A 15,083-nucleotide genomic window follows, 5' to 3' on the forward strand; every position below is an offset into this window, starting at 1 on the left:
GACGACAATTATAAGTGAAGAAGGAGGGCTTTATTGTATTTTGTATATAAAAAAATAGAGAAGGAGATATGCAAATGAAAAGGTTACTTGTTATAGGCCTAATGTATACAATGTTTTTCCTCATAGGAAATATACACTTACATGCTGATGAACGAATAAATGCAAAAAAAATTACTAGTTTAGAAGAGCCTACTTGGATATTTCAGGCGGGCATAAGTAAGGGGAAATATCATGATCGACAAGATTTAGGATTTATTTTGAAGAGAAATACACCATTAAAGGTAAGACAAACAAATCCTAATTTTAAAGACAAATTAACATTACGTTTATTGTCTAATGACTCAAAAAATGAAAAATTCATACAAGTAGGAAATGAATGGGTTACTATCCAAGGTGATACGTCTTTAGTTCCTTTCATAGATACTCCGTATGGTGAAGAGCACGCTGTACTTGAGTACCAAGTAGGGAATGAAAGTGCTACTAAACCCCTTCCCATTTATAAACAACAAGGAAGTGTATCTCAATTTTTTAGTACATGGGATCAATTTGATGGAGAGTATGCGTTACTTCAAGGGGAGAGTTTTCAATTATTTGTACCTAAAAAAGATAAAGAGTTAGTAAGATCTTTAAAAGATTTTCAATCATTGGATGAGTTAATTGCGTATTATGAAGATATTTTTGTGATGTATGATTCAATTATTGGTTTAGATGGCTCAACGTTTGAAAATAAAAAAAGTCAAAATCGTTATTTCTTAAAAGCAGATATATCTGGTGCTGGCGGTGCCTATTATGGCACAAATTGGACAGCGAATAGTACAGATAGTACAAAGATGTGGTTAGATAAACTAAGTTGGGGAACTTTACATGAAATCGCTCATGGATACCAAGCTGGTTTTGATAATCAAGGAATATTTACAGGAGAAGTTTCTAATAATCTATTTGGTGTTCAATATCAATATAGTAAATACGGCAAAAAAGCAGATCAACTTGGTTGGTTGTTTAATTTCGGGAAAAAGGAACAGGTAGAACGGAATTTATATAATGCTTTAATGAAAGAAAATAAAAATTATGATGATTTAGATTTACGACAAAAACTTATTCTTTTAACGATGGCGAAACAAAAAGCTGGCGATGAAGCATTTGCAAAAATGTATCAAGGTTATCGAAAACTAGCTAGCAATGCTGCTTTCAAAAAAGGTGACCATTCTTTACCAGATTTAATGAATCAGTATTATAGTGAGAATGGACAAGTTGATTTTACACCTGTTTTTGAAAGGTGGGGCTTTAAGCTTAATCATAAACAAATAGAGATGAATAGGGCGAAAGGTTTTCCGGCTGTTACTTCTTTAGCTTATATAGTGCCTGAATCACAATTAGCGAAAGCAAGAGCTATAGTTGATCCTGATATTCCGATAAACTCCAACTTCGAAATAGTTACGAATCAGCAAATTGCTCCACTTGGGCTAAAAGGGAATTTGCATATCCATTTAAATACAAATGAAATAGATACATTAAAAGGAGGAAAAATTAAATTAAAAGAAGGGAATACAGTTATTCAAGAGAAAACAATTGAAACAACAGATATCAATTTACAAGACATACCAAATGGAGTGTATACGGTTGAAATTTCAGGTGGGAAAACGAATAGTATGTACCATTTCAGTTCGTATTATGCCTATGTAAAAGAAAAAGATAATAGTCTAAAGATTGATATTAACGAAATGAAAGTGAGTAAGTTGGTAAATGAAACGATTCAATTCCTAGGATTAGGAGATGATCAGTTTGCCGTATTAAATACAGACTTAGAGCAAAATCGAGCTATTTTTACGATTACTACTAAAACGCCTCATAGCTATTATGCAGGTGAAAAATATGCATCGATAGAGGTCTTTAATGAAAAAGGTGAAAAAATTTATACGAAGGAAATGGAAGGAACAAATGTAACAATTGTAAAAGATATCATTCCACTAAAAGAGGGATATAGAATTAAAATCTATCATGATGAAATAAAAAAACGATTAACTAGTAAAGCTACTATTATTAATCCTATGAATAAAACGAATGAATTTATAATAACAAAATTGGGATTGAAAAATACTTCTTTGCAAAATAATCCAGAAGAAAATCTTATACAAAGAATTGATGAAGAAATGGAAGCGATTATAGGTAATCAGTTTTTAAAAGAGATACCAATGCAAAAATTAGAAATGAAAAAGAATGTGTGGATGGCAATAAATATGTTATCAGAACCACAAAAAATAACGTATATGAATAAATATAAAGATAGCTTATATAATGAGTAATTTTTGAGAAATGAATTGAATTGAATCTAAAAAAGTAGCAAACCAATCTATTAACCTATGTATGTAGAGGTATGTAAAAACGATTGGCTATAGTTAAAATTTTTTATCTATGCTTAAAATTCTAAAATACATTTATTTAATTTAATAATACGATTATAAAGGAGTAAAAATATGAATAATTTCGTAAAGGTAGGTCTAACTACAGGAGTGGTGTTATCGGCGATTATGCCTTATGGAGGAGTACATGCGGAAACAGAAGATTTAAAAGTGGAAACAAAGGAAGATACGTTCCGAACAGGTAATTTAACAGCACCTTCTCAAAATTCGGCAGAAAATGTAGCAAAGGATGCACTAAAAGGAAAAACAGAACAAGCATTATCATCAAAGCAAGTTAATACGGAATCCAAAGTTAATTATAATGTTACGCAAAGTCGTAAATCCTATGATGGTACTACATTGGTACGTCTTCAACAAACGTATGAAGGACGTGATGTATACGGATATCAACTAACAGCACATATTAATGATGATGGTGTACTTACGAGCGTTTCGGGAGATAGTGCCCAAGATTTACAACAACAGGAAGATTTGAAACAACCTATTACTCTATCAGAAGAGGATGCAAAGAAACAGCTTTTCAACATCTATGGAAATGATCTCACATTTATTGAAGAACCAGAAATTAAACAAGTGGTATATGTAGATGAAAATACAAATAAAGCTACAAACGCATATCAAATTACTTTTAGTGCATCTACACCTGAATATGTATCCGGTACAGTATTAATTGATGCTTTTGGTGGTAATCTATTAAAAGAACTCGTTCAAAAATTGGGTATACAAGTAGAGAGTAGTATTGTCCAATCTGCGACATCAAATAAATCAACAGATCCTTCAAAATTAACAGGTACAGGAAAAGATGACTTAGGTATTAATCGTACGTTTGGAATTACACAAAGAAGTGATGGAACGTACATGCTTGCAGATTATTCTCGTGGTAAGGGAATTGAAACATATACTGCTAATTATAAAGATTATAATAATTATAGAAGAAATGTATGGGGTTATCTCGATGATTTAGTAACAAGTAATTCTACAAATTTTACAGATCCTAAAGCAGTTAGTGCCCATTATTTAGCAACGAAAGTATATGATTTTTATCAAGAAAAATATGGCCGTAACAGCTTTGATAATAACGGACAAAAAGTAATTTCTGTCGTTCATGGTTGGAACACAAATGGTACGAATAAAGGAAATCCTAAGCAGTGGTTTAATGCATTTAGTAATGGCGCTATGCTAGTATACGGAGATCCAATTGTTAGAGCATTTGATGTGGCAGGACATGAATTTACACACGCGGTTACAAGAAATGAGTCTGGACTTGAGTACGCAGGAGAAGCTGGTGCAATTAATGAAGCGTTATCTGATATTTTAGGAGTAGCAGTTGAAAAGTATGCCAATAACGGAAAGTTCAATTGGACAATGGGAGAACAATCAGGTCGTATTTTTAGAGATATGAAAAACCCATCATCTATCTCTTCTAGATATCCAGAGGATTATAGGCATTATAATAACTTACCTATTGATGCTGACCACGATCATGGTGGTGTACACACGAACTCTAGCATTATTAATAAAGTAGCTTACTTGATTGCTAGTGGTGGAAGCCATAATGGAGTAAACGTACATGGCATTGGAGAAGATAAAATGTTTGATATTTTCTATTATGCAAATACGGATGAATTAAATATGACTTCTGATTTTAAAGAATTAAAAGAAGCTTGTATTCGTGTAGCAACGAACTTATATGGTAAAGACTCATTAGAAGTACAAGCTGTCCAACAAGCCTTTAAAGCAGCGTATATTTAATATTATTGTGATGAATTACAAACTCTTTCATTTTAATATAGTGATTAATTTGTATTTATAGAAAAAAACCTTGTAGAATTTTTCTGCAAGGTTTTTTTGAATGTTATCCCGCTATTTGCTGGGCAGTAAGACCCCCACCTCAAAATTTAGCTGTTATTTTTTTACTTGTTGTAAAGGATGGAAAGCTTTTAAGGTTGTGGCACGCCTTTTAAGAAAAAGATAAGGCGAAGCGATCTCGCTGTTATTTTCCAACAACAAACATTTGTTATTTGTATTATTTAGTGAAAGTTACCAAACGTTTTTCAAAACTATTTTACCTATTGCTTTATTTGACTCCAAATATTCATGTGCTTGTGCAACTTCATCAAACGTAAAAGGTTTAGAATCTAGCAATGGACGAAGTTTTCCTTCTTCTACAATTCGCGTTATTTTTGTTAAGATTTCTCCGCAATCATTACGCTTATCTGTATGTAATATTTTTAATGCCATAAAAGTAACGTGCAGAGAGAGTCCTTTTGCGTGTAAAGGAGAGAGGTCATGGGTTGAACGAGCTGCAATAGTTACGACAGTTCCATTGACCGCAGCAGCTTCAAAAGAATGATCAAGATTCTTGCCGCCTACTGTATCAAATATAACTTCAAATCCGTTTCCGTTCGTATGTTTTTGTACATATTCTTGAACAGATTCTTCTTTATAATTAATAGCTATATCGGCTCCTAAACGATGGGCTATTTCCATTTTGTTTTGCTGAGAAGCTGTTGTGAAAACTTTAGCGCCTGCCCATTTAGCTAGTTGAATGGCTACGTGTCCTACGCCACCAGTAGCTCCATGAATGAGAACATTTTGACCAGGTTTAATATTTGCACGATCAAATAAAGATTCCCAAGCTGTAATTGCAACTAATGGTAGAGCAGCAGCTTCTTCCATTGTTAAATTGTTAGGTTTGTGAGCAATTAATCGTGCATCAGCAAGCATAAATTCTGCAAGTGCACCTCCAGTTTCTTTAAAACCTCCGGCACATCCGTATACTTTATCCCCTGATTTGAATTTCGAAACACCTTCTCCTACTTCAATAACAATACCAGCTACATCGCCGTGTAATATAGCTGGAAACTCAGGAGCGACGGCTGAAACGGCACCACTACGCATTTTTGTATCGATTGGATTTACACTTGTTGCTTTTACATCGATTAGAACATGACCTGGTAAAAGTTTTGGTTTTGAAACTTCTTCTAATTGAAATACAGATGAATCCCCAAAAGAATGGATAATTTGTGCTTTCATAGTTTATACCTCCTGTTTGTGGTTATAGCATAGCAAAGTACGAAAAATAAGTATAATATTTTGAATTTTGTTAGTGAGAATTTTATATAGAGAAGGGGAAAGTACGTGAAATAATGTAACGTACTTGCGAAAGCAATTGTAAAGCTTTATGAAGAAAGGGTAGATGTTATTTTTGCAACATGATTTATTCATTATGTTTATTATTACTCACTTAGTATAGGTATTTTAAAGTGCCTACATCACTTTAAAGTACGTACTGCTATTCATGTTATGGCCGATTTATAATAACACTCGTAGCACAAAGAAAGTTATAACGGTTACAATAGGCAACAATGTGGTGTTACAGTATTGCCTATCAATTTTGAGTAGAAATATGAAAAGTATAGATTTATATGAATGAAGGAAAGAAAGAAAGTGGATTGTGAGCTACAAAAGGATTAAATCGTCTTATTATAGAGAAGCCTTTTGGTTATAATGTAACGTCTGCTCGTGAGTTTAGCAATAAATTAATTGAATATTTTGATAAAAATGATATTTATTATAACGATCATTATCTTTGAAAATGAATGGTAACTAGGAATACACTTAGAAAAGTATTACGAAATAAATCGTATGTAATTCAAGACATTTTTATTGACGATAATAATTTATGTGGTTAATATATTAGACATAAGATTATTTAATTACTAAAAGTAATCAAATATAAAATGTTTCGTTAAATTCTATAAATAAGTAAGTTGTGGTAGAAATGCTTTGAATTGCCACTATTAATATTGGGGACAATTAAAAAGCGAAAGGTATAAAAAGAATTGGGATTTGATAACTCTTTGTTTTTATAAAACATGAGCTTCTGTACAATTCATTTTTAAAATATTGACAAGGATTATACAACAAGAGGGGGACTGAAATTGGAATCAATGACCTTTGTTTTATTTGGAGCGACAGGGGACTTAGCGAAACGCAAAATTTACCCAGCACTATATAATTTATATAGAGATCAAAAGCTTCCAAAGCAAATATCCGTTATCGGGCTTGGGAGACGTCAAGTATCTCATGAAGATTTTCAAGAAAGAATAAAAGAATCAATAGAGACGTTTTCCCGTCATAGAGAAGAAGGTACTCCGGAACTGGAAGGTTTTTTAGATAATTTTCGCTATTGTCCATTAGATGTGAGTAAGCCGGAAGACTATGAGAGGTTATTACAAGTCGTTCGTGAAAGGGAAGAAGAATTACATATAAAAGGAAATAGAATGTTTTATCTTTCCGTTGCTCCTGAATTTTTCGAGACCATTGCTTTAAATATTAAGGAAAGCGGACTTGATAAAACGGATGGATGGAAACGTCTGATGATTGAGAAACCATTCGGGCACGACCTTACATCTGCTCGTGAGCTGAATGATAAGCTTAGTCGCACGTTTGAAGAAGACGAGATATACCGTATTGATCATTATTTAGGTAAACCGATGATTCAAAACCTTGAAGCATTAGAATTTGCAAATCCTGTTCTCCAATCAATTTGGAATAAAGAACATATAGCGAATGTGCAAATCACAGCGAGTGAAACAGTTGGGGTTGAAGAAAGGGCAGGATATTATGACCAGGCAGGGGCCATTCGAGATATGGTTCAAAATCATATGTTACAAATATTAATGATGACTGCTATGAATCTGCCGGAAAAGGTTAATGCATGTGAAATTCGAGAGGAAAAGCGAAAGGTAATGGAAACGCTTCGTAAAGTGAAAAAAGAAGACGTTCAAAGCCATATCATTCGCGGACAATACGCTGCAGGTGAGATAAAAGGCGGGCAAGTTGTAGCATACAAAGAGGAGCCAGGAGTAAATCCTTCTTCTAACATAGACACATTTGTTGCTGCTCGCCTGTGGATCGATAATCCATTTTGGACTGGCGTTCCCTTCTATATACGAACAGGCAAACGAATGAAAGAAAAGTCTACTCGTATTGTAATCGAATTTAAAAATACGTTAAAACAGCAATATCAAGATAATAATCCAAATGCAGCACCTAACTTATTAATAATTGAAATTAGCCCAGGTGAGAACGTTTCATTACAGTTAAACAGTAAAAATCCATTGAAAAATGGAGAAATTGAACCGATGCGTATTAACTTTACTTGTGAGCAAGCGGATGTGGGAGTACCTGAAGCGTATGAAAGACTCATTCATGATGCTGTGAGTGGAGACGCTACATTCTTTGCACATTGGAGAGAAGTTGAATTGTCATGGGAATGGGTACAACCAATTCTTGAAGCGTTCGAGGAAAACTTATTACCGCTTCATGAATATGAGTCTGGTTCATATGGTCCAGAAGCGTCTAATGAACTGTTACAAGAAAGTGGATTTAAATGGTGGTTAGATCAAGAGACGGAAAAATAAGTACTTTCTTTAATGAAAGCATTTAGGGGGACGATTACTATGACACAAAACATAAATCAATTAGCAGTGAATACACTTCGTACGTTATCGATTGATGCTATTAATGCGGCAAACTCAGGTCATCCAGGTCTTCCGATGGGAGCAGCACCAATGGCTTATGCATTATGGGCGAATCATTTAAATTACAATCCTAATCACCCAGAATGGTTTAACCGTGATCGTTTCGTTTTATCGGCGGGACATGGATCTAGTCTGTTATATAGCCTACTTCATTTAGCTGGATATGACGTTTCAATTGATGACTTGAAAAATTTCAGAAAGTTAAATAGTAAAACACCTGGACATCCTGAGTTTGGGCATACTCCTGGAGTTGAAGCGACTACAGGCCCGTTAGGACAAGGGATTGCTAATGCTGTAGGAATGGCAATGGCAGAAGCTCATTTAGCAGCGAAGTTCAATAAGGATGGTCACTCTATTATAGATCACAATACGTATGCTTTAGTCGGAGATGGTGACTTAATGGAGGGTGTCGCTTATGAAGCGATGTCAATGGCAGGACATATGAAACTTGGCAAGTTAATTGTACTGTATGATTCAAATGAAATTTCACTTGATGGTGAATTAGGCATTGCTTTCTCTGAAGATATTCAGAAAAGGGCAGAATCTGTACATTGGCAATATGTAAGAGTTGAAGATGGAAACGATGTTGATGCGATTACAAAAGCTATTCAATCAGCGAAAGAAAATACGGATCAACCTACTCTTATAGAAATTAGAACCATTATAGGTTATGGAAGTCCAAAAGTTGCTGGAACGAACAAAGCACATGGTAATCCGCTTGGAGTAGAAGAAGCGACAGCGACAAAACAAGTGTATGGTTGGGATTATGAGGAAGATTTCTTTGTACCTGAAGAAGTAAAAGCTCATTTTAATGAACTAAAACAAAAAGGTATTGAAAAAGACAATGACTGGAATGAGCAGTTCAACTTATACAGAGAAGCGAATCCTACACTGGCAGATGAATTAGAAAAAGCGATTACAGGTGAGGTTTTAATTGAAGCGAAAGACATTCTATCTTTTGATACTGAAAAAACGATTTCCACTCGTGTTGCAAGTGGGGAAGCTATTAATCATTATGTGAAATCGATTCCTTCTATTTTCGGTGGAAGTGCGGATCTTTCTCATTCTACGATGACAGATATAAAAGGTGAAGCAGTATATGCAGTAGAATCATATGCTGGACGAAATATATATTTCGGTGTACGTGAACATGCAATGGGCGCTGCAGCGAATGGATTGGCGCTTCATGGAGGAGTAAAACCTTTCGTAAGTACATTCTTTGTATTTAATGATTATCTTCGTCCGTCCATTCGACTGGCTGCACTGCAAAAGTTACCTGTTACTTACGTATTTACACATGATTCGATTGCTGTAGGAGAAGATGGTCCAACGCATGAACCAATTGAACAATTGGCAGCTCTTCGAGCAATTCCTGGTTTAACAGTTATCCGCCCGTCAGATGCAAATGAAACAGCAAGTGCTTGGGCGTATGCTTTACAGCAAACGGATGGTCCAGTCGTTTTAGTACTGAGTCGTCAAAATTTACCGGTGTTTAATGAAACGAAAGCGAACATAGAGAATTTCTCTAAAGGAGCTTACGTATTAACACAAACAAATGAAAATCCGGATGTAATTTTAATTGCGACAGGTTCTGAAGTATCCTTAGCTGCTAGTGCGAAAGCAAAATTAGAGGAAGATCAAGTTTCTGTTCGCATCGTTGCAATGCCGAGCTGGGAGTTATTCGATCGCCAATCGAACGAATATAAAGAATCCGTTCTTCCGTCTTCTATAACGAAACGAGTATCTCTTGAGATGGGTGTATCTCTCGGTTGGGAACGTTATGTAGGACAAGAAGGAAAAGTACTATCAATTGAAACATTTGGAGCTTCAGGAACTGGAGCTGAAGTCATGAATCTATTTGGATTTACGACAGAAAATGTTGTTCAAATTACAAAAAATGTGTTGAATTCTTAAGCTATGACTGTGAATACCTTTCTGTACATACTAACATTTCAGTGCTGAAAGGTATTCCAGATTGTAGTGATATGGATTTTTAATAAAAGATGATTTGAGGAGGAATTATATTATGCAAGTAGGATTAATTGGGTTAGGTAAAATGGGATTAAATTTAGGGAAAAATTTAATGGATCATAAACATGAAGTAGTAGCGTTTGATTTAAATACGAGCGCAGTAGAAGAAATGAAAGAGTACGGGGCAACAGGTACATCTAGTTTAAGTGAACTTGTTCAGTCATTACAATCACCAAGAATTCTTTGGGTAATGGTACCACACGCTGTTGTTGATTCTGTTATTGATGAGGTTACACCACTTTTATCAAAAGGAGATATTTTAATTGAAGCTGGTAATTCACATTATAAAGAGTCTATCCGCCGATATGAGCAATTAAAGAAAGATGGCATTCACTTTATGGATGCAGGAACTTCTGGTGGAATGGAAGGCGCTCGTAATGGTGCTTGTTACATGATCGGAGGAGATCAAGAAGCTTGGGACATCGTTGAACCTATCTTCCGCGATACTGCTGTAGAAAATGGATTCTTATATGCTGGAAAAGCTGGTAGTGGTCACTTCTTAAAAATGGTTCATAACGGAATTGAATACGGTATGATGGCTGCTATTGGTGAAGGATTTGAGATTCTAGAAAAAAGTGAATTTGACTACGATTATGAAAAAGTATCAAGAGTATGGAACAACGGTTCAGTCATTCGTTCTTGGTTAATGGAATTAACAGAAAATGCATTTTCTAAAGATGCAAAACTGGATGAGATTAAGGGTGTTATGCATTCTTCTGGTGAAGGAAAATGGACAGTAGAAACAGCATTAGACCTTCAAACAGCAACTCCTGTTATCGCAATGTCTCTATTAATGCGCTACCGCTCATTAGACAATGATACATTTACAGGAAAAGTTGTAGCAGCTCTGCGCAATGAATTTGGCGGACATGCAGTAGAAAAGAAATAAAGTGAAACTTTAATAAGTAGGGGCTTCATTCCACACAAATCGGGCTTTTACGGGATAAGCATATTAAACATGTAACTCATCAACGTTTAAAAACTGGAGGGAATTAATCATGAAATTTTTTATTGATACTGCAAATCTTGAGGATATAAAAAAAGCATATAAACTTGGAGTTTTAGCTGGTGTTACAACGAATCCTTCTTTAGTAGCAAAAGAGGGCATTAAATTTGAAGACCGTATTGCAGAAATTTGTCAGGCAGTTCCTAAAGTTGAATCTGTTTCGGCAGAAGTAACGCCAGATGCTGTTACAGCTGAAGAGATGATCGCCCAAGCAGAAGAACTGATTAAAATTAACGGTGGCGATGAAAAAGTTACAATTAAACTTCCGATGACGTTAGCAGGATTAGAAGCTTGTCGCTACCTTACTGAAAAAGGTGTGAAAACGAATGTTACACTTATTTTCACGGTGAACCAAGCACTTTTAGCTGCTCGAGCAGGTGCAACGTACGTTTCTCCATTTTTAGGACGTTTAGATGATATTTCTGAAGATGGTGTACTATTAGTTGCTAAAATTGCTGAATTATTCGATGTTCATCAACTAGATACACAAATTATTGCGGCTTCTGTTAGACATCCAGATCATGTAACTCGTGTAGCGATGGCAGGTGCTCACATTGCAACAATCCCTTATAAAGTAATTGAACAACTTGCTATGCACCCATTAACAGACCAAGGTATTGAGAAATTTGCTGCTGATTGGGCGAAAGCGCCTAAATTATAATGTTATGAAAGTGAAGGTGCTTTCCGAAAGTTGTTTTTCATGAGAAGACAAATCCTAAGTAACTTCATCGTTTAAAGTGGAACCTGAGTTTGTAGTCTTACTACGTGAAAACAGCAAGAGAAGAAAGTGTCATTCACTTTTAAAAAAGGGAAAATTGATCGCGCGAAGCGTTTATCACAATAACATTATAATTATGGAAGAGAAATCCCCTTATCAGAGAGGTGAGTTAACATGTATCTCTGATAAGGGAGATTCTTTTTGTATAAATTATTATTTTGTGAAGATGATTTGTATATCGATATATAAATTCTTACTCATGAAAGAACTATATAGGTTCTCTTAATTGTATAGAAATTTTGAAAGGGTTTACATAAAGGGGTGGAACTGCGTATGAATATGTACCTTTTAATGATTACATTATTATCAATCGTAATTGTTATTTTAGGGGTATCGTGGTGGAGATGGCATGCATTTATTAGTTTAACGATTGCAAGTTTGTTTTTAGCAATTATGTCTGGGATGCCAATGGATAAAATAGTGAGTGCTTATGAAACGGGAGTCGGCAGTGTTCTCGGGCATTTAGTAGGTATTTTAGTATTAGGTACAATTTTAGGGAAAATGATGGCAGAGTCAGGTGCTGGAATGCAAGTGGCAGAGTTCTTTATTAAATCCTTTGGGATAAAAAACTTACCATGGGCGATGTTAATTGCAGGTTTTATTATTGGAATCCCGGTGTTTTTTGAAGTAGGCATTTTAATATTACTGCCGTTAGTAATTTCAATTCATAAAACAACGAAACAAAATATTTTATTGATAGCATTACCAGCAATTGCTGGGCTATCTGTCGTACACGGCCTTGTTCCTCCGCATCCAGGGGCCATAGTTGCAATTGGTATTTATAAAGCGAATCTTGGGAAGGTACTAATGTATTCACAAACGTGTAATTCCTGAAAATGAGCCGGAATTGATTCGTGTAAATACAAAATCAACGAAATTACCAGGAATAGGAGTTTCATTTTTAGTTATATTGTTACCTGTTATGTTAATGGTTTTAGCTGCAGCAGCTCCTTATGTGCCTCTTTCTAATACTTTGATGAAGATTGTCACATTAATCGGTAGTCCTATAATTGCACTATTGATTGCATGTTTTGCGGCGTTCTATTTTCTTGGATTTCGTCAAGGTATCGATAAAAAAGCTATTAAGAAGATAACAGAAGATAGCTTATTACCAATTGGTTCAATTGTTGCGATTATTGGTGCTGGTGGGGGATTTAAGCAAATTCTCATCGATAGTGGGGTAGGGAATGCTATTGCTCAAATGTCTGAGCATTTAGCTCTATCTCCAATTGTATTAGCATTTATAGTAGCTGGGTTAATTCGAATTGCGACAGGGTCAGCGACAGTCGCTTTAACAACAGCAGCCGGTATCGTTTCGCCAATCGTTGAAAATACGACAGGTGTGAACTTAGAGTTACTCGTTATTGCAACAGGTGCAGGAGCGTTAATGTTTTCTCACGTAAACGATGCTGGGTTCTGGATGGTAAAAGAATACCTAGGCTTAACAGTGAAAGAAACATTTAAAACATGGACAGTATTAGAAACGTTACTTTCATTTATCGCTTTTGGAGGCGTTTTACTACTCGATATGTTTGTTTAAGATAAAGATGTTTCTATTTAGATAATTGTGGCATACAACGTTATCAATAGATAAAAGGAATGTATTTTTATGGTGGGATACTGTAGCAATTTTTTGTTAGGAGGAAGAGATGGTGAGCTCAAAATATATGATTGGTGTAGATATTGGGACAACTAGTACAAAATCAGTTCTATTTTCTACTGATGGATCTGTTATTGCTAGTCATGGAATTGAATATCCTTTATATTCTCCTACACCTGAAACAGCAGAACAAGACCCAGAAGAAATCTTTCATGCAGTAATAAATACGATTAAAGAAACTGTACGAATAAGTAGTGTACAGCCGAATGATATTCTTTGTGTCTCTTTTAGTTCGGCAATGCATAGTATCATTGCTGTAGATGAAAAGGGAAAGCCGTTAACGAGATGTATCACTTGGGCAGATAATAGAAGTGCAAGCTGGGCGGAGAAAATAAAGAATGATATGAATGGTCATGAAATTTACCTTCGTACTGGGACACCAATTCATCCGATGTCACCACTTTCGAAATTAGTTTGGCTACAGAATGAGCAAGCAGAGTTATTCGCAAAAAGTTATAAATTCATTTCTATTAAAGAATATGTTTTTTACAAGTTATATAAAGAATATGTAATTGATTATTCTATAGCATCAGCGACAGGAATGTTCAATTTAAAATCTTTAAAGTGGGATGAAGAGGCTTTACATGTAGCAGGAATTACAGATGAAAAGCTTTCAAAGCTTGTTCCAACAACGCACAGTTTAACAGGATTAGATGAAGAGTTTGCCAAAGAGATGAATGTACTTGTTTCTACGCCTTTTGTAGTAGGAGCGAGTGATGGAGTACTATCTAATTTAGGTGTAAATGCAATAGATCCTGGCGTTGTGGCTGTTACAATTGGTACAAGCGGTGCGATACGTGCTGTAACAAATCGTCCTGTAACAGATCCAAAAGGTAGAATTTTTTGTTATGCGTTAACTGAAGACCATTGGGTAATCGGTGGTCCAGTTAATAACGGTGGTATGATTTTCAGATGGGCTCGTGACCAATTGGGCACTTCAGAGATTGAACTTGCAAAGCGCTTAGGAAAAAATCCATATGAGGTGCTTACTGAAATAGCAGCAAAAGTGAATCCTGGATCTGACGGTTTATTATTTCACCCGTATTTAGCAGGGGAAAGAGCTCCTTTATGGAATGCAAATGCACGAGGATCTTTCTTTGGACTCGGATTGCATCATAAGAAAGAACATCTTATCCGTGCTGTTTTAGAGGGGGTAATTTATAATTTATATACAGTTCTTCTCGCTTTAAAAGAACTAATTGGCGAACCGAAAAAAATTCAAGCGACAGGCGGTTTTGCAAGATCGGAACTTTGGAGACAGATGATGGCAGATATTTTCCATCAAGACGTATATGTTCCGGAAAGTTTCGAAAGTTCTTGCTTAGGAGCTGCAATCCTCGGTTTATATAGTTTAGGTGAAATAGATACGTTGCATGTAGTTTCTGAAATGGTAGGTGCAGATTTTCATCATGAGCCAAATATGGAAAGTGTGGAAAAATATAAAGATTTAACGCCAATCTATATCCGTTTGTCCCGTCAATTGGAAGAAGAATATGAAAGTATAGCAGCGTATCAAAAAAAGTGGGTTTAAAAGCTATTTACCAAGAAAATATGGTAACGTATAAAGAGGTACTCCGATTTTTTAGGATACTCTTTCAACATAAAATATGTTAAGAAGTATGATGAATGAAAAATATAG

Annotated in this window: 8 protein-coding genes and 2 pseudogenes; 9 read left to right on the top strand and 1 reads right to left on the bottom strand. The window is 35.3% G+C overall.

Going from position 1 to position 15,083, the window contains the following annotated elements; all coding sequences use genetic code 11:
• Positions 1-74: 74 nt before the first annotated feature.
• Together HMPREF1014_RS07930 and HMPREF1014_RS07935 are read left to right on the top strand one after the other, a co-directional pair.
• Entirely contained in the window at positions 75-2,303 is a 2,229-nt protein-coding gene (locus HMPREF1014_RS07930; protein ID WP_000826244.1) for a putative mucin/carbohydrate-binding domain-containing protein, read from the top strand.
• 171 nt (positions 2,304-2,474) lie between these two features.
• A complete protein-coding gene (locus HMPREF1014_RS07935; RefSeq protein WP_001058948.1) occupies positions 2,475-4,172 on the top strand; it encodes a M4 family metallopeptidase in 1,698 nt (565 codons plus the stop codon).
• A 288-nt stretch (positions 4,173-4,460) separates the two neighbouring features.
• Here the strand turns inward: HMPREF1014_RS07935 and HMPREF1014_RS07940 are convergent, their stop codons facing one another.
• Positions 4,461-5,456: a zinc-dependent alcohol dehydrogenase family protein gene (locus tag HMPREF1014_RS07940; protein WP_000647255.1), complete on the bottom strand. Its 996-nt coding sequence runs from the start codon at positions 5,454-5,456 to the stop codon at positions 4,461-4,463.
• 407 nt (positions 5,457-5,863) lie between these two features.
• Between HMPREF1014_RS07940 and HMPREF1014_RS29655 the strand changes: the two are divergent.
• The 7 genes and pseudogenes from HMPREF1014_RS29655 to gntK form a co-directional block, all read left to right on the top strand.
• Positions 5,864-6,016, top strand: a pseudogene (locus tag HMPREF1014_RS29655) (glucose-6-phosphate dehydrogenase); the annotation flags it as partial.
• A gap of 348 nt (positions 6,017-6,364) precedes the next feature.
• Entirely contained in the window at positions 6,365-7,849 is a 1,485-nt protein-coding gene (zwf, locus tag HMPREF1014_RS07950) for a glucose-6-phosphate dehydrogenase (protein WP_000445352.1), read from the top strand.
• 39 nt (positions 7,850-7,888) lie between these two features.
• Positions 7,889-9,883, top strand: coding sequence for a transketolase (gene tkt / locus HMPREF1014_RS07955; RefSeq protein WP_000193046.1), 1,995 nt, complete (start codon positions 7,889-7,891; stop codon positions 9,881-9,883).
• 112 nt (positions 9,884-9,995) lie between these two features.
• Entirely contained in the window at positions 9,996-10,889 is an 894-nt protein-coding gene (gnd, locus tag HMPREF1014_RS07960; RefSeq protein ID WP_001195925.1) for a phosphogluconate dehydrogenase (NAD(+)-dependent, decarboxylating), read from the top strand.
• Between the two features lie 109 nt (positions 10,890-10,998).
• Positions 10,999-11,667, top strand: a complete 669-nt coding sequence (gene fsa, locus HMPREF1014_RS07965; RefSeq protein WP_000667676.1) for a fructose-6-phosphate aldolase — start codon at positions 10,999-11,001, stop codon at positions 11,665-11,667.
• 390 nt (positions 11,668-12,057) lie between these two features.
• Positions 12,058-13,324 (top strand): annotated as a pseudogene (gene gntP / locus HMPREF1014_RS31175) (gluconate permease GntP).
• A gap of 109 nt (positions 13,325-13,433) precedes the next feature.
• A complete protein-coding gene (gntK, locus tag HMPREF1014_RS07975) occupies positions 13,434-14,975 on the top strand; it encodes a gluconokinase (protein WP_009326687.1) in 1,542 nt (513 codons plus the stop codon).
• The last annotated feature ends 108 nt before the right edge of the window (positions 14,976-15,083 follow it).

Source organism: Bacillus sp. 7_6_55CFAA_CT2 (assembly GCF_000238655.1).
Taxonomy (GTDB): domain Bacteria; phylum Bacillota; class Bacilli; order Bacillales; family Bacillaceae_G; genus Bacillus_A; species Bacillus_A cereus.